Annotated in this window: 15 protein-coding genes; 9 read left to right on the top strand and 6 right to left on the bottom strand. The window is 57.7% G+C overall.

The genetic code is table 11. From position 1 onward, the window contains the following. The first annotated feature begins 10 nt into the window (after nucleotides 1–10). Both phoA and psiF read left to right on the top strand, forming a co-directional pair. Nucleotides 11–1,441 carry an alkaline phosphatase gene (phoA, locus tag AC236I_RS19540; protein WP_032717165.1) on the top strand — a complete coding sequence of 477 codons (1,431 nt, stop codon included), beginning with the start codon at nucleotides 11–13 and terminating at the stop codon, nucleotides 1,439–1,441. 91 nt (nucleotides 1,442–1,532) lie between these two features. Then, nucleotides 1,533–1,853, top strand: a complete 321-nt coding sequence (psiF, locus tag AC236I_RS19535; protein WP_004858496.1) for a phosphate starvation-inducible protein PsiF — start codon at nucleotides 1,533–1,535, stop codon at nucleotides 1,851–1,853. Nucleotides 1,854–1,928: 75 nt separating this feature from the next. On the opposite strand, the gene proC is transcribed toward psiF, so the two are convergent. Then, nucleotides 1,929–2,738 carry a pyrroline-5-carboxylate reductase gene (gene proC, locus AC236I_RS19530; protein WP_004858499.1) on the bottom strand — a complete coding sequence of 270 codons (810 nt, stop codon included), beginning with the start codon at nucleotides 2,736–2,738 and terminating at the stop codon, nucleotides 1,929–1,931. 116 nt (nucleotides 2,739–2,854) lie between these two features. On the opposite strand from proC, the gene AC236I_RS19525 reads away from it, so the two are divergent. Further along, on the top strand, nucleotides 2,855–3,313 hold the full coding sequence (locus AC236I_RS19525) for a YaiI/YqxD family protein (protein WP_004858502.1): 459 nt from the start codon (nucleotides 2,855–2,857) through the stop codon (nucleotides 3,311–3,313). Here the strand turns inward: AC236I_RS19525 and AC236I_RS19520 are convergent. After that, nucleotides 3,310–4,011, bottom strand: a complete 702-nt coding sequence (locus AC236I_RS19520; RefSeq protein WP_004858508.1) for a DUF2076 domain-containing protein — start codon at nucleotides 4,009–4,011, stop codon at nucleotides 3,310–3,312. The genes AC236I_RS19525 and AC236I_RS19520 overlap by 4 nt on opposite strands. 334 nt (nucleotides 4,012–4,345) lie before the next feature. Between AC236I_RS19520 and aroL the strand changes: the two genes are divergently transcribed. The 4 genes from aroL to ppnP all read left to right on the top strand — a co-directional run bounded on the left by aroL (nucleotide 4,346) and on the right by ppnP (nucleotide 6,494). Further along, on the top strand, nucleotides 4,346–4,903 hold the full coding sequence (aroL, locus tag AC236I_RS19515) for a shikimate kinase AroL (protein ID WP_004858511.1): 558 nt from the start codon (nucleotides 4,346–4,348) through the stop codon (nucleotides 4,901–4,903). Nucleotides 4,904–5,001: 98 nt separating this feature from the next. Then, complete coding sequence (locus tag AC236I_RS19510; RefSeq protein ID WP_004858514.1) at nucleotides 5,002–5,193, top strand: YaiA family protein; 192 nt, start codon at nucleotides 5,002–5,004, stop codon at nucleotides 5,191–5,193. Nucleotides 5,194–5,444: 251 nt separating this feature from the next. Continuing rightward, on the top strand, nucleotides 5,445–6,122 hold the full coding sequence (locus AC236I_RS19505) for an AroM family protein (protein ID WP_004858517.1): 678 nt from the start codon (nucleotides 5,445–5,447) through the stop codon (nucleotides 6,120–6,122). A gap of 87 nt (nucleotides 6,123–6,209) precedes the next feature. Next, the gene (gene ppnP / locus AC236I_RS19500) at nucleotides 6,210–6,494 is read left to right on the top strand and encodes a pyrimidine/purine nucleoside phosphorylase (RefSeq protein ID WP_002890284.1); all 285 of its coding nucleotides are present in this window, start codon (nucleotides 6,210–6,212) and stop codon (nucleotides 6,492–6,494) included. Nucleotides 6,495–6,559: 65 nt separating this feature from the next. Here the strand turns inward: ppnP and rdgC are convergent, their stop codons facing one another. Continuing rightward, entirely contained in the window at nucleotides 6,560–7,471 is a 912-nt protein-coding gene (gene rdgC / locus AC236I_RS19495) for a recombination-associated protein RdgC (RefSeq protein WP_004858522.1), read from the bottom strand. A gap of 91 nt (nucleotides 7,472–7,562) precedes the next feature. Here rdgC and mak point away from each other — a divergent pair, with 91 nt between their 5' ends. Further along, nucleotides 7,563–8,468 carry a fructokinase gene (mak, locus tag AC236I_RS19490; protein WP_015585050.1) on the top strand — a complete coding sequence of 302 codons (906 nt, stop codon included), beginning with the start codon at nucleotides 7,563–7,565 and terminating at the stop codon, nucleotides 8,466–8,468. 48 nt (nucleotides 8,469–8,516) lie between these two features. On the opposite strand, the gene AC236I_RS19485 is transcribed toward mak, so the two are convergent. From AC236I_RS19485 to sbcD, 3 genes are all read right to left on the bottom strand, one after another. Then, on the bottom strand, nucleotides 8,517–8,879 hold the full coding sequence (locus tag AC236I_RS19485; protein WP_004858526.1) for a hypothetical protein: 363 nt from the start codon (nucleotides 8,877–8,879) through the stop codon (nucleotides 8,517–8,519). Between the two features lie 325 nt (nucleotides 8,880–9,204). After that, nucleotides 9,205–12,363: an exonuclease subunit SbcC gene (gene sbcC / locus AC236I_RS19480; RefSeq protein ID WP_487608595.1), complete on the bottom strand. Its 3,159-nt coding sequence runs from the start codon at nucleotides 12,361–12,363 to the stop codon at nucleotides 9,205–9,207. Then, nucleotides 12,360–13,562, bottom strand: coding sequence for an exonuclease subunit SbcD (gene sbcD, locus AC236I_RS19475; RefSeq protein ID WP_032716742.1), 1,203 nt, complete (start codon nucleotides 13,560–13,562; stop codon nucleotides 12,360–12,362). Before sbcD ends, sbcC begins: the two co-directional genes overlap by 4 nt. A gap of 209 nt (nucleotides 13,563–13,771) precedes the next feature. Between sbcD and phoB the strand changes: the two genes are divergently transcribed. Next, nucleotides 13,772–14,461, top strand: a complete 690-nt coding sequence (phoB, locus tag AC236I_RS19470; protein ID WP_004204861.1) for a phosphate response regulator transcription factor PhoB — start codon at nucleotides 13,772–13,774, stop codon at nucleotides 14,459–14,461. Nucleotides 14,462–14,480 lie beyond the last annotated feature (19 nt).

Below are 14,480 nucleotides of genomic sequence, written 5' to 3'. Positions count from 1 at the left end.
GTATTTTTACATGGAGACGACAAAAGTGAAATTAAACGCCCTCTTTATTGCCCTGTTACCTCTGCTGGGCTCCCCGGTTATTCATGCAGAAACCACGGCTGCCCCGGTTCTGGAAAATCGTGCCGCTCAGGGCGATATCACCACGCCCGGCGGCGCGCGCCGCTTAAGCGGCGATCAAACTGCCGCGCTGCAGGCTTCGTTAATCAACAAACCCGCAAAAAATATTATTTTGCTGATTGGCGACGGGATGGGCGACTCTGAAATTACGGCGGCGCGCAATTATGCCGAAGGCGCCGGCGGTTTCTTTAAGGGCATTGATGCGCTGCCGCTGACCGGTCAGTACACACATTATTCTCTGGATAAGAAAACCGGCAAACCGGATTACGTCACCGATTCCGCCGCGTCCGCGACCGCCTGGACCACCGGCGTAAAAAGCTATAACGGCGCGCTGGGGGTTGATATCCATGAAAAAGATCATCAGACCATCCTCGAACTGGCGAAAGCCGCAGGGTTTGCCACCGGCAATGTCTCCACGGCAGAGCTGCAGGATGCCACGCCAGCGGCGCTGGTCGCACACGTGACTTCGCGTAAATGCTATGGCCCGAGCGTCACCAGCGAAAAATGTCCCGGCAACGCGCTGGAAAAGGGCGGTAAAGGCTCAATTACCGAGCAGCTGCTGAATGCCCGCGCGGACGTGACCTTAGGCGGCGGGGCCAAAACTTTCGCCGAAACCGCGACGGCCGGTGAATGGCAGGGCAAAACGCTGCATGAGCAGGCCATTGCCCGTGGCTACCAGATTGTCACCGATGCCAGCTCGCTGGCCGCGGTCAGCGAAGCCAACCAGGGCAAACCGCTGCTGGGTCTTTTCGCCGACGGCAACATGCCGGTGCGCTGGGAAGGGCCGAAAGCCTCTTACCACGGAAATATTGATAAGCCGGCGATAACCTGCACCCCGAACGGCAAACGTGACGCTTCCGTTCCGACGCTGGCGCAGATGACCGAGAAAGCGATCGATCTTCTGAGCAGCAACGAGAAAGGATTCTTCCTGCAGGTTGAGGGCGCCTCCATTGATAAACAGGATCATGCGGCGAACCCGTGCGGTCAGATTGGCGAAACCGTCGACCTTGATGAAGCGGTACAAAAAGCGCTGGAGTTTGCCAAAAAAGAGGGTAACACGCTGGTCGTTGTCACCGCTGACCATGCGCACGCCAGCCAGATTATTCCGGCCGATTCCAAAGCTCCGGGCCTGACTCAGGCGCTGACGACCAAAGACGGCTCGGTGATGGTCATTAGCTACGGCAACTCGGAAGAGGAGTCGATGGAACATACCGGCACGCAGCTGCGCATTGCCGCCTACGGTCCGCATGCCGCAAACGTGGTGGGCTTAACCGATCAGACCGATCTGTTCTACACCATGAAAGCCGCGCTGGGCCTGAAATAAGCCGCTGCCGATGGTGAATTGTGGCCATCGGCTGGTTTTTTTCCCATCAGCGACCAGACTTACAGAGATTGACTGACAAAAGGATGGTGTGATGAAAATAACATTGTTGGTAACTCTGCTTTTTGGTCTTATCTTTGTGACGGCGGTGAATGCCGCGGAAAAAACGCCCACGCCCCAGCAGCAAAAAATGACGACCTGCAACAAAGAGGCCTCGTCGAAATCGCTGAAAGGGGATGAGCGTAAAGCATTTATGAGTCAGTGCCTCAAGAAAGATGCGCCGGCGCCGGAAAGTAAAGGGCTGACGCCTCAGCAGCAAAAAATGCGCGAGTGCAACGGTCAGGCGACCCAGCAGTCTCTGAAAGGGGACGATCGTAATAAGTTTATGAGTGCCTGCCTGAAGAAACAGGGATAAGCGGGCGCGGGTCGAAGCTGATGGGGTAAAAACGGGTGAGGAGACTCCTCACCCGATATCGACACGAGGCGGGGATCAGGAGCGGCTAAGCTTCTCTGATTTTTCCATGCATTTGACCATGGCCTCGATGACCGCAGAGCGGAATCCTTTCTCTTCCAGTACCCGCACAGCTTCGATGGTAGTCCCGCCTGGCGAGCAGACCATATCTTTCAGCGTCCCCGGATGTTCTCCGCTTTCGAGCACCATTTTGGCCGAGCCCATGACCGCCTGAGCGGCAAATTTGTAGGCCTGAGCGCGCGGCATACCGCCGAGAACGGCAGCATCTGCCATCGCTTCAATAAACATGAAGACATAGGCCGGCGCGGAACCGCTCACGCCCACCACCGGGTGGATCATCGGCTCAGCGATAATTTCAGCCTGACCGAAGCAGCGGAAAATCGTCAGCGCTTCGGCGACCTCTTCGCTGGTCACCAGCGCGTTAGGTGTCACTGAGGTCATCCCGGCGTTAACCAGCGATGGGGTGTTCGGCATCGCGCGTATGATCTTGCGATCGTGGCCCAGCGCCCGTGCCAGCTGATCGAGCGTGACGCCAGCGGCAATTGAGATAACCAGCGAGTCTTTATTCAGGCTGGAGGCGACTTCACTGAGCACTTTAATCATGATCCCCGGCTTGACCGCGCCGAAGATGATATCGGCGACCTGAGCGACTTCCTGTGCGCTCTGCGCGGCATTGATGCCGTACTGGTCGTGCAGGGCCGCCACTTTGTCCGGCGACGGGGTGTAGACCCAAATTTGCCCAGGCTGCACCTGTCCGCTGGCGATCAGACCGCCCAGAATGGCCTTACCCATATTGCCGCAGCCGATAAAGCCAATTTTCTTCTCCATCACCGTTCCCCTTTGCTTATTTTGTCGTGAGTTCTCTAGCTTATCACTCCAGCGCTTCCCCGGGGGACAAAAGCAGGTGACAATGATGCCTCCCTTTTTCGTCGACAGGAGCCGGAATGGCTATTTGGGTTGATGCGGACGCGTGTCCGAACGTCATTAAAGAGATTTTATTCCGCGCCGCCGAGCGTACACAGACCTCGCTGACGCTGGTTGCCAACCAGCCGCTGCGGGTGCCGCCGTCGCGGGTGATCCGCACGCTGCGCGTGCCGCAGGGATTTGATGTGGCCGACAACGAAATCGTCCGCCTGTGTGAACCGGGCGACCTGGTGATTACCGCCGATATTCCGCTGGCGGCGGAAGTGCTGGCCAAGGGCGGCGCAGCCTTAAATCCGCGCGGTGAGCGCTACAGCGATGCGACTATTCGCGAACGTCTGACGATGCGTGATTTTATGGAAACGATGCGGGCCAGCGGCGTACAAACCGGCGGCCCGGATAGTTTGTCGCAGCGCGATCGGCAACAATTCGCCGCCGCGCTGGAGAAGTGGCTGTCAGAGACAAAACGCCCGCAGGGTTAAACCCAGCTGTCGTCATCGCCGCCGAAATCGTCGTCGTTACCCATCCCGGCGTCGAAGTCAGAGTTCCAGGTGTTGTTATCCGCGAGGAACTGATTATCGTCCTGACGGAACGGATCCTCCGCGCCGGACAGTTCCTGCGTCTGGTTGAGGTCGGGCTGCGGTTTTTCTTCAATAATATTGACGATCTCCTGCGGATGCGAGCCGCTGAACATATTGGTCAACATATTGCCCAGCACCACGCCGCCTGCCACACCTGCCGCCGTTTGCAGCGCACCGGCCATAAAGCCGCCGCCGCTGCGCGCCGCCTGCGGCGCATAGTTTTGCTGCGGCATTTGCGGCGCATACTGCGGCTGTGCGCTGGCCTGAGGGCGACCATATTGTTCTGCCCCGGGAATGGGGTCGGAGCCGCGGCTCTGACCGCCGCCAAACAGCCCGGAGAGGAACCCGCCGCTGCTCGGTTTTGCCGCCTGTAGCTGCGTCACCTGGCTTTCCAGCGCCTGGATACGATCGTTGAGCTGCTTGATGGCGGCTTCCTGGATCAGTATCGTTTGCGCCATGTAATAGGGCGCGGCGGGCTGCTCTTTGATGTGTTGCGCAATCCGCTCCTCGGCGCTGGCATCGCGCGAAGCGCTCTGCGTTCCGGCCTCTTTCAGGCGGGAAAACAGTCCATCAATAAGGCGTTGTTCTTCAGATTGCATGGTACTTTCCTCTGTCATACTGGTCGTTTAGCGTCAGAGTGCGACCGAACATGCCATGTTGTAAATATGTTGATGCGTAAAGCTATGCATAAATGTGTTACCGTTTACGCCAGCCAGCGGCTGAAAAATAATCTTTTTGAATAAGTAAATCTGGAATCACACTTAATGCAATGATAGGTTTACGCGATAAATCCTTTTGTTGCCTGTGATGAGCAGGTTTTGCTAGAGCAATGTAACGTTTGTTTTACGCTTATTGCCGGCGATTTTGCCGGTACCATTGCTGACTATTCGTATTCATTTTCCCGCGATATGCGGAACCAGGGGGTCTTCGGTAATGACATTGCCAATCTTTCTCATCGGGCCACGCGGCTGTGGTAAAACGACAATCGGCCATGCGCTGGCGCGGGCGCGTCATTACCAGTTCACCGATACCGATCATGCGCTGCAGGAGCGCGAGCAGCGTACGGTCGCGACTATTGTTGAGCAGGAGGGCTGGGCGCGTTTTCGTGAGCTGGAGTCAGAGGCGCTGAAAGCGGCCGCGCGACCGGAGACGGTGGTGGCGACCGGCGGCGGCATTATTCTGGCTGAAGCTAACCGCCAGTTCATGCGCGAAAACGGCGTGGTGATTTACCTGCAGGTGCCGGTTTCGGCGCTGATCGAACGCCTTGAAGCCTATCCGAAAACCGAGCAGCGCCCGACGCTGACCGGCAAACCGGTGCGCGATGAAGTCGGCGAAGTGCTGGCGCAGCGGGAAGCGCTGTATCGCGCAACCGCGCATCATATTATTGATGCCACCGCGACGCCGGATGACGTCGTCGGACACATTCTGGCGACCTTACAGAATGTCTTCGCGCCGCAAGAGGCTCAATGCGTCGAGGCCGCAAGAGAGTAACGGGACGCCGGCCGCGCTGTGAGTTAAGACTTTACTGACGGTAAACGACGCAGGGGCCCCTATACTTAATAGCTCTGATGGCCGAAGAAGGAAGAGCTATGCCAACCCAACCTCCATATCCGAGAGAAGCGCGTATTGTTGCCGTTGCGAAAGGTCCCGCAGGCCAGGGGGAGACCTGGTATCAGCTGCGTGCCGATTTCCCGACTCCCGATTCACTGATCAGCGAACACCCCACGGAACAGGAAGCGCTGGACGCGAAACAGCGCTACGAAGACCCGGATAAATCATAATCTCGCCCGCCCGGTATTCTCTTTGCTCAGAGCAATTCCGGGCCTCCATCACATTTTTAATTCATCAGCGTTGCTGATGATTCCCTAAGGTACGGATTTTTCAGGCATGCGCCTGAGGCCACATCAATCTTTACATTCAACGGCGGCGGTAAGCTGCTACGCTTCTGGACGGTTGATTTTTAGTCAACGGGGGGGCGAAGTGGTGTGCAGTAAGCCTGTGCTGAAGCAGTGGTAGTGAAAAGGTACGTGATATGAGTACAACGATGGCTATTTTAACCGTTGGCGTGGTACCGGTGGCTGAAGTTTTGCCGCTTTTAACCGAACATATCAGGGAAGAGCAGATCACTCATATTAGCCTGTTAGGCAAAATGACGCGTGAAGATGTTATGGAAGATTATGCCCTTGATTCCGGCGATGAACGCCTGCTGACGTTATTGAATGATAACCAGCCGGCCGAGGTTTCGCGCCAGAAGGTCGAGCGTGATTTAAAGCATATTATCGCGATGCTCGACAGGCAAGAATATGATGTCATTCTATTTTTGAGTTCCGAAATGCTCAGTGGCCTCACGGCGCGCAATGCTATTTTACTGGAGCCGCAGCGGATTATTCCGCCGCTGGTGGCATCGATTGTTGACGGGCATCAGGTCGGGGTTATCGTTCCCGTTGAGGAGGTGCTGCCCATGCAGCAGCAAAAGTGGCTTTCGTTAGAAAACGCGCCTTACTACGCGTTGGCCAACCCGATCAGCGGCAGCGATAGTGATTTATTGAGCGCCGGACGGGCGCTGCTGGAGCAGGGCGCCGACGTGCTGGTGCTGGACTGCCTGGGTTACCACCAGCATCATCGCGACGTATTGCAAAAAGCGCTGGATGTGCCGGTTCTGCTGTCAAATGTGCTGGTTTCCCGGCTGGCTGCAGAACTATTAGTTTAACATGGTCCGATAGATTAATTTTACGTGACAGGGGCAAGGAGCGCCCCCTATATTGAGGCTTCAACAAAAGATCATAAGGGCTTGTTTATGCTTCAAAGCAATGAATACTTCGACGGAAAAGTGAAATCGATTGGCTTCACCAGCAGCAGCACCGGCCGCGCGAGCGTCGGGGTGATGGCAGAAGGGGAATATACCTTTGGTACCGCGCAGCCGGAAGAGATGACGGTGGTGAGCGGTGCGCTGAATGTGCTGCTGCCGGGGGAAACCGAGTGGAAAGTGTATGCCGCCGGTGAAGTGTTCAATGTACCAGGCAACAGCGAGTTTCATCTGCAGGTGGCTGAGCCAACCTCTTATCTGTGCCGCTATCTGTGATTCCTCGCCTTCCTGCCGCGGCAGGAAGGCATGTTGCCCGCTTTGTCGAGCGCATCCGGCGCTGATTAGCGCTGTGCTTCTCCGCCGAGAGCTTCCACCAGATTCTGAATCAATGCCGCCAGTTCGCCGGTCATCAGAATAAAGTCGGCGTCAAAACGCTGAGCGAAATCTTCCCGGTCAATATCTTCATTCTGGTCACGCAGTTCGTCGCAGAACTTCAGACGTTTGATTGAACCATCATCGCACATCAGGAACTGAATACGCTGCTGCCAGTCGAGCGCCAGTTTGGTCACGACTTTCCCGGCTTCAATATGCACGGCGATTTCATCGCTGACCAGATCCTGTTTCTTCGCCCGAATGACGCCGCCGTCTTCCAGCATGGCTTTCAGTTCGGCTTCATCCAGCAGCTGGAAACCCTGAGCGACGCTCCCGGAGCGGACCCATTCGGTCAAGGTCAGCTCGATCGGATTTTCCAGCGCCAGCGGAACGACCGGCAGAGAACCTAAGGTTTTACGCAGCAGCGCCAGCGTATCTTCCGCTTTCTTGGCGCTGGCGCAGTCGACCATGATCAGCCCGTTGACGGTATCGATCCACATCATTGTCTGGCTGAAACGGCTGAAGGCGCGCGGCAGCAGCGAGTGCAGCACTTCGTCTTTCAGCGAATCTTTCTCGGTTTTTTTCAGCTTACGGCCCTGATCGGCTTCCAGCTTGAGGATCTTTGCTTCCAGCGCCTGTTTGATCACCGGTGACGGCAGGATCTTCTCTTCTTTACGTGCGCAGATCACGATCTGACCATTTGCGGTATGCGTCAGCGCATCGCTGTGCGAACCCATCGGCGATACCCAACCGGTCTTCGCCATATCCTGGCTACCACAAGGGGTAAATGTCAGCCCGGCCAGCTGTTTTTCCATCTCCTCGGCACGCAATGAAATCTCGCGGCTGAGACGGTAAACCATTAAATTTTTGAACCACAGCATGATAATTTCCACGGCGTTGTCGTTAAATCCAGCGGGCATGATAGCGAATTGTCGCTATGCTTGCATTGTTAATCGGGGAGAGGAGCTTACAGTGCGTATTGGTATTGATCTGGGCGGCACAAAAACAGAAGTCATTGCTCTGAGTGACCAGGGAGAGCAGTTATTCCGCCACCGTTTGCCGACTCCACGCGAGGATTATCGGCAAACAATAGAGAATATCGCGACGCTGGTCGGGATGGCGGAGGACGCGACCGGGCAGCGCGGCAGCGTTGGCGTCGGGATCCCGGGGTCGATTTCGCCCTATACCGGGGTAGTGAAGAATGCCAACTCCACTTGGCTCAACGGTCAGCCGTTTGATAACGATCTGAGCCAGCGCTTAAACCGCGAAGTACGCCTGGCGAATGATGCCAACTGTCTGGCGGTTTCCGAAGCGGTAGACGGCGCCGCCGCCGGGGCGCAGACCGTGTTTGCGGTGATCATCGGTACCGGATGCGGGGCCGGCGTGGCGATACAGGGCCGTTCCCATATTGGCGGTAACGGCACCGCCGGGGAGTGGGGTCACAACCCGCTACCGTGGATGGATGATGATGAACTGCGCTATCGTGCCGAAGTGCCGTGCTATTGCGGTAAGCAGGGATGTATTGAAACCTTTATCTCCGGGACCGGTTTTGCCACGGACTACCAGCGTTTGAGCGGCCAGTCGCTCACGGGCAACGCGATTATGCAGCGGGTTAGCGAGCAGGATCCGCTGGCCGAGCAGGCGCTGAAGCGTTACGAGATGCGTCTGGCGAAGTCGCTGGCCCACGTGGTCAATATCCTCGATCCGGATGTGATTGTCCTCGGCGGTGGGATGAGCAACGTTGAACGCCTCTACCAGACGGTTCCTGAACTGGTGAAATCATGGGTATTCGGCGGGGAGTGCGAGACGCCGATTCGAAAAGCCGTACACGGCGACTCCAGCGGCGTGCGCGGCGCGGCCTGGCTGTGGCCGCTGTAAATCAGCGTGACCCCGTTGCCCTGGTCAGCTGGGGCAACGAGGAGTTAATCACAGAGCGGGGATCTCATCCAGGTGAGAGTAAATCGTCAGCCCTCTTTTTTTCCCTTCCTCGACATCAAGATCGGCGCCCCGGGACTCCCCCGGTATACGCAAAATCGCGTCGCAGCGGCTAATCAAACGATGGGCGACGGGATATAAAAACTCTTCGCTGATCGGATCGCCTGTTTCCTTTGAACCAGCGGCTTTGGCCAGAGGTAAAGCGAGCCACTCGCCAATCACGGGAATATGCCCTTTACGATAAATATTCAGCGCAACCTGTGCCATGGCGTTCAGGTTGGCAGCAATCAGTTCCGGGCGATCATTGGTGCCGCTGCGGACGGGACCCGCAACCAGGATAAGACAACTTTTCATCTCTCAGACCTTCTTAATATGTGAGCGGGAAGACGGGAAACCCGATGGATATCCGCAAAGGCGTTTTTACCTGGCGCGTATCTGTCGGGGACATTGCTTCTGCACGTTTGTGCACGAATGGCGGTGATAATAGATTTTTTCCGCTTTTAGTGGTTTAAACGTCATGTTGATGCCTGTTTATTCTCTCTTTAGAAAATAAAACGAAACTATCACGCATATTCATGCATGATCAAGATTATTCGTGAAATTGCGGCAAGGATAATGCACCGGAGAAGTGCGACCTTTCCGCGAAAGGAAAGGTCTGCGCAGGGGAAAGGCTCGGGGGTTACTCGATGGAAAACATTTTATCCAGCCGGCTGTAGCCAAGACCGTTGATTTTCTTAACTTTGATCTGCACCGGAATGCGCTCTTTCATTGCTTCAACGTGGCTTATTACGCCGATCACCTTACCGCTGGCATTCAGGGCGTCGAGCGCATCCAGCGCGGTATCGAGCGTTTCGCTATCGAGCGTGCCGAACCCTTCATCAAGGAACAGCGAATCGATGCGCGTTTTGTGACTCACCAGATCGGACAGCGCCAGCGCCAGCGCCAGGCTGACAAGGAAACTTTCACCGCCGGAGAGGGTCCGCGTATCGCGTACCGCATCCGCCTGCCAGGTATCAACCACCTCCAGCTCCAGTGCTTCGCTGGCCTTGCGCTGGAGCTGGTAGCGCCCGTGCAGGCGATTGAGCTGATGGTTCGCCAGCCAGACCAGGTTATCCAGCGTTAGCCCCTGGGCGAATTTGCGGAACTTATCGCCCTCTTTAGAACCGATTAGCGCATTAAGCCATGCCCAGTCCTCGAGCTGCTGCCCGGCAAGCGCGATCTCCTGATGTAATGCCTGCTGGCGTTGCTGGTTTCCGGCATTCTGTTTCAGCTGTTGGCGGATCTCTCCCTGGCGGGCGCTGTTTTCCCGCAGCTGCGGCGCCAGCTGGAGCAGACGGGCCTGGAGCTGTTCCAGCGGTAGGGTGAGGTCGACGTCTGTCGGCGGTCGCTGCTGATGCCGGGCGAGCGCGTCGCGAGCGCGCAGCGCCAGAGCGTTATTTTGCTGTACGGCATTTTCCAGCGCCTGTTTAAGCCGCTCCAGCCGCTGGCGCGTCTCTTCGTCAAGCAGAGCGGCGAGAAAGGCCTGCTGGTCGGCAAACGGGCTGCTGGAGAGGGCGGCAGCGAAGCGGGTTTGCGTCTCCCGCAGCGCTTCCTGCTGCTGGCTCTCCTGCTGGCTCAGCGTCCGCCACTGGCTTTGCAATGCCAGGCAGTCGTCATGCACCTGACGCCAGCCCGTCAGCGGCGCCGGATCGGCTATCTCGTCCGTTGACGGAAGGGGCTCCGGCTCTGTCGGTGGAAGTGTTTCCAGCAGCGGCGTCAGCTGTTGAAGCTGCTCCTGAAGCGCGACGGATTGGTTCTGTTGTTCCTGCCACAGGCGGCTCTCGGCTTCCCGCTGCGCCAGCCACTCCGCCGTCCGATCGGCCTGCGGAACGCTGAGCGCGAAGGGCGAGAGTTCTGTCTCCAGCTGCGCGCGCCGTTGTTCCTGCTCCTGCTGGAGCTGCCTGAGCTGTTGCTCGCCCGCCTGCTGCCGGGCCTGCCAGGCCAGTCGCTGCTGGTGCTGATACAGCTGCTGTTCGCTCTCTTGCTGGGCCGCCAGCCAGCCGGGAATATCATCCTGCGGCTGCAGGTCGCAATGGAGTCCGCTGACGGTTGTCTGCCATTGTGAGGTGAGCGCTTGCTCCTGCTGAAGGAGAGAGTCCAGCTCTTCTTTCTCTTTAACCTGTTGTTTAAGCAGTGCCTCAAGCTGGCCGCGCAGCTGGGCGCCTTCTTCCGCCAGCTGTTTGACTTCACGCTCCAGACTATCCCGGCGGGCCTGATTCACGCCGGGCTCCAGCGCCCGGTATTGTGCGACGGCCGGGTGTTCGCTGGAACCACAGAGCGGACAAGGGGCTCCGGGCTGCAGGCGAGCGCGCTCTTCCTCCAACCCGACAATGCGCGCTTCCAGCTCACAAATAGCCTTCACATCGCTGAATTGCTGATGTTTTTCTTTGTAGGCCAGGCGGCGCTGGGCCAGGGTTGTTTCCAGCTTTTCCTGTTCCTCGCGACGAGCCTGCTCAGTGGTTTGCAGCTGCTGCTGACGCTGGCGAAGCGGCAACAGGCGGCTATGCAGCGTCGAAAGCTGCTGGCGTAACGGGCGGGCGGCGGCGTGCTGCGCCAGGCTGGCGGTGACCTGGTCGGCATCCAGCGTCAGCGTCGCAGGCGGCAGCTCTGCCAGCTTGCGGGCGATTTCCGCCAGGCTCTGTTGCACGACGTTCTGTTGCCGGGCATCGCTCGCCTGCTGCTGGAAGACGGCCCGCCAGCCCGCCAGCGAGTTTCCCCACTGGCGATAGCGATCGTGTTCGTTAAGCCACAGGTTGAGGGCGTGATGGGCATCCTGCAAGCGGGTCATCTGCCGGCTGGCGGCAAGGCGGATCCCGGCGCGCAGCCGCAGCTTGTCCTGTAAGCGAGTATTCACTTCCTCCACCTGGCGGTGGGTTTGCGCCAGCGCGGCGCTTTGTTCCTGCTGTCGGGTCCACAGCGGACGAAGCTGCTCTGCCGGCTGCGCGTTGAGCAGCGCTGCAAGCTGCGGCTGGGCCTGATCCAGCGCCTGCTGCGCGTCCTGCAGCCGGACCTGAGCCTGCGAGGCTTCCGCGCTGAGCTCCTGCTGGCGCAGCAGCCACTGCTGCGCGGCCTGCAGGCGGGCTTGCTCCGAAAGCTGTAGACGCTCTTCATCAGTAAGTGCTTGCAAACTTTGCTGTAGCGCCTGCTGCTGCTCATCACTCAGCAGCAGAACGCCGGAGGCCTGGGCCTGAAGTTTCTCCAGTTCGTTGCGGGCAAGCTTATGCTTTTCAAACACCTGTGCTGAAATTTGGCCGTAGATTTCGGTGCCGGTCAGCTCTTCCAGCAGCTCAGCGCGTTCTTTTGGTTTGGCGTTGAGGAACGCGGCGAACTGGCCTTGCGACAGCAGCATTGAGCGGGTAAAGCGACCGTAATCCAGTCCGGTGAGCGAAGCGGTCAGTTCGAGCTTATCTTTGACTTTATCGGCAAGGATCTGCCCATCGTCGCAGCGGGCCAGCTCAACGCGCGGGGCCTGCAGGTTGCCCTCCGGCTGATTGCGGGCGCGGTTCTGGCTCCAGAAGGCGCGATAGGCCGTCCCTTTGACCTCGAATTCCACTTCCGCCAGACACTCGGCGGTATCGCGGGTCATCAGATCGTTTTGCGATTGCGACACGCTGCTCAGACGGGGCGTTTCGTGATACAGCGCGAGGCAGATCGCGTCCAGCAGAGTGGTTTTCCCGGCGCCGGTGGGGCCGGTGATGGCAAACAGCCCGTTGCTGGCGAACGGTTCTGCGGTGAAGTCGATTTTCCATTCGCCTTTTAACGAGTTGATATTTTTCAGGCGCAAACTCAGAATTTTCACAGGTGCTCCTCACCATTCAGACTATGCAGCGTTTCGTTGAACAGCTGCGTCAGGCGTAGCCGCTGCGCCTCTTCCAGCGTTTCCTGCGCCAGCCGGCGTTCAAACACCTCCTCGACCTGCAGTTCGCTCAGCGTCTCCCGCCGCTCTCCCGCCAGGATGCGTTCACGTTGGGCGCGGCTGCGGCGAACCAGCAGCACTTCCACCGGCAGATCTTCGGTCTGGGCCTGAATTTTTCGCTGAATATCATGGAGATATTCGTCACTGGTAATTTCAATATCCAGCCAGACGACCGGCTCCTGAGGGGCGTCCCGCCACTGGGTAAGCTGTTCGCTGATGCTGGAGAAATCGCCTTTCAGCACTGCCAGCGGCTGCGTCACCGGCACCGTCAGAGGAAGCACCTCCGCCAGGTGCCCGTCGCTGAAGGTCACCAGATTGACGCTTTTGCTTTTGCCCGTCTCATCAAAGCTGAGGGCGATGGGCGAGCCGCTGTAGCGAATATGGTCGCTGCCGCCGATCTTCTGCGCCCGGTGAATATGGCCGAGGGCAACATAATCAACGGGGGGAAAATGGCTGGCGGGGAACGCCTCCAGCGTGCCGATGTAGATATCGCGCACCGCATCGCTCTTGCTGGCGCCAACGGTGGTCAGGTGGCCGCTGGCGACGATCGGCAGCGGACGATCGCCGCGCAGGGCGCAGGCGGCTTCGTACTGCTGCTGATAATAGTCGCTGATAGCGTTCAACAGCAGCTGCTGTTTTTCGCCGCCGGAGTGTCCGGCCTGGCTGGTGACCAGCTCGCGCGGGCGCAGGAAGGGGACCGGGCAAAATATGGCGCCGGGCGTGCCGTCGCGCTGCGGCAGAATAAAGGGAGCATGGCCGGCGCTGGCCACCACCGTGGTTTTCAGAAAGGCCAGAATATCGCGGGATTCATTTAGCGTCGCCACCGAATCGTGGTTGCCCGCCAGCACCACCAGCTGGCAGCCGGTTTGCTGAAGCTGAACCACGAATCGGTTATACAGCTCGCGGGCGTAGCTTGGCGGTGAGCCGGTATCAAAGATGTCGCCGGCGACAATAATGGCATCGACCTCGTGCGCCTGCGCGCTGGTCAGCAGCCAGTCGAGAAAGGCCGAGTGTTCGGCGGCGCGGCTCTTGCTGTAAAAATTCTGGCCAAGGTGCCAGTCAGAGGTGTGGATGATGCGCATAAGTATTCCCTGGCGAAAAAGCATAGGCGCATTATATACCTGTCATCCCGCAGGTTGCCCCTTTAACGCCAGCAGGATCGATTGTTACTCCTTGTCATTATTAAAAATCCGCTATCATATGACGGTCATTTTCTTCATAAATCTGTCACAAAACTGACGCATAATGGCGCCGCACTCTATACTGATGGCTAAAAAATACAGGGTAAATAATGGCGAGAAGAATTCTGGTCGTTGAAGATGAAGCTCCGATCCGCGAAATGGTCTGCTTTGTTCTTGAGCAAAACGGCTTTCAGCCCGTCGAGGCGGAAGATTATGACAGTGCGGTGAATCAACTCAATGAACCCTGGCCTGATTTGATTCTCCTCGACTGGATGCTGCCGGGCGGATCGGGTCTCCAGTTTATCAAGCTGCTCAAGCGTGAGGCGATGACCCGCGATATTCCGGTCGTCATGCTCACCGCTCGCGGTGAAGAAGAGGATCGCGTACGTGGTCTGGAAACCGGTGCCGATGATTACATCACTAAGCCTTTTTCACCGAAAGAGCTGGTGGCGCGAATCAAAGCGGTGATGCGCCGTATTTCGCCGATGGCGGTGGAAGAAGTGATTGAAATGCAAGGGCTTAGCCTTGACCCTTCCTCCCACCGCGTGATGACCGGTGAAAGTCCGCTGGACATGGGGCCGACGGAGTTTAAATTGCTACACTTCTTTATGACTCACCCGGAACGCGTCTACAGCCGCGAACAGCTGCTGAATCACGTCTGGGGGACCAATGTGTATGTAGAAGACAGAACGGTGGATGTGCATATTCGCCGTCTGCGTAAAGCGCTGGAACATAGCGGCCATGACCGGATGGTACAAACGGTCCGCGGCACGGGATATCGTTTCTCCGCCCGTTTCTGAATCTCGACAGGAGTGTGAA

The sequence above is a fragment of the Klebsiella sp. Sb-30 genome, from assembly GCF_057652795.1.
This window is presented reverse-complemented; position numbering and strand designations above follow the sequence as displayed.

Excerpts from the sequence above, each read along its gene's own strand:
- aroL (WP_004858511.1), top strand. The coding sequence starts at position 4,346 with ATGACATTGCCAATCTTTCTCATCGGGCCACGCGGCTGTGGTAAAACG.
- ppnP (WP_002890284.1), top strand. The coding sequence starts at position 6,210 with ATGCTTCAAAGCAATGAATACTTCGACGGAAAAGTGAAATCGATTGGC.
- sbcD (WP_032716742.1), bottom strand. The coding sequence starts at position 13,562 with ATGCGCATCATCCACACCTCTGACTGGCACCTTGGCCAGAATTTTTAC.
- AC236I_RS19485 (WP_004858526.1), bottom strand. The coding sequence starts at position 8,879 with ATGAAAAGTTGTCTTATCCTGGTTGCGGGTCCCGTCCGCAGCGGCACC.
- proC (WP_004858499.1), bottom strand. The coding sequence starts at position 2,738 with ATGGAGAAGAAAATTGGCTTTATCGGCTGCGGCAATATGGGTAAGGCC.
- AC236I_RS19525 (WP_004858502.1), top strand. The coding sequence starts at position 2,855 with ATGGCTATTTGGGTTGATGCGGACGCGTGTCCGAACGTCATTAAAGAG.
- AC236I_RS19520 (WP_004858508.1), bottom strand. The coding sequence starts at position 4,011 with ATGCAATCTGAAGAACAACGCCTTATTGATGGACTGTTTTCCCGCCTG.
- psiF (WP_004858496.1), top strand. The coding sequence starts at position 1,533 with ATGAAAATAACATTGTTGGTAACTCTGCTTTTTGGTCTTATCTTTGTG.
- rdgC (WP_004858522.1), bottom strand. The coding sequence starts at position 7,471 with ATGCTGTGGTTCAAAAATTTAATGGTTTACCGTCTCAGCCGCGAGATT.
- AC236I_RS19505 (WP_004858517.1), top strand. The coding sequence starts at position 5,445 with ATGAGTACAACGATGGCTATTTTAACCGTTGGCGTGGTACCGGTGGCT.
- AC236I_RS19510 (WP_004858514.1), top strand. The coding sequence starts at position 5,002 with ATGCCAACCCAACCTCCATATCCGAGAGAAGCGCGTATTGTTGCCGTT.
- phoB (WP_004204861.1), top strand. The coding sequence starts at position 13,772 with ATGGCGAGAAGAATTCTGGTCGTTGAAGATGAAGCTCCGATCCGCGAA.
- phoA (WP_032717165.1), top strand. The coding sequence starts at position 11 with ATGGAGACGACAAAAGTGAAATTAAACGCCCTCTTTATTGCCCTGTTA.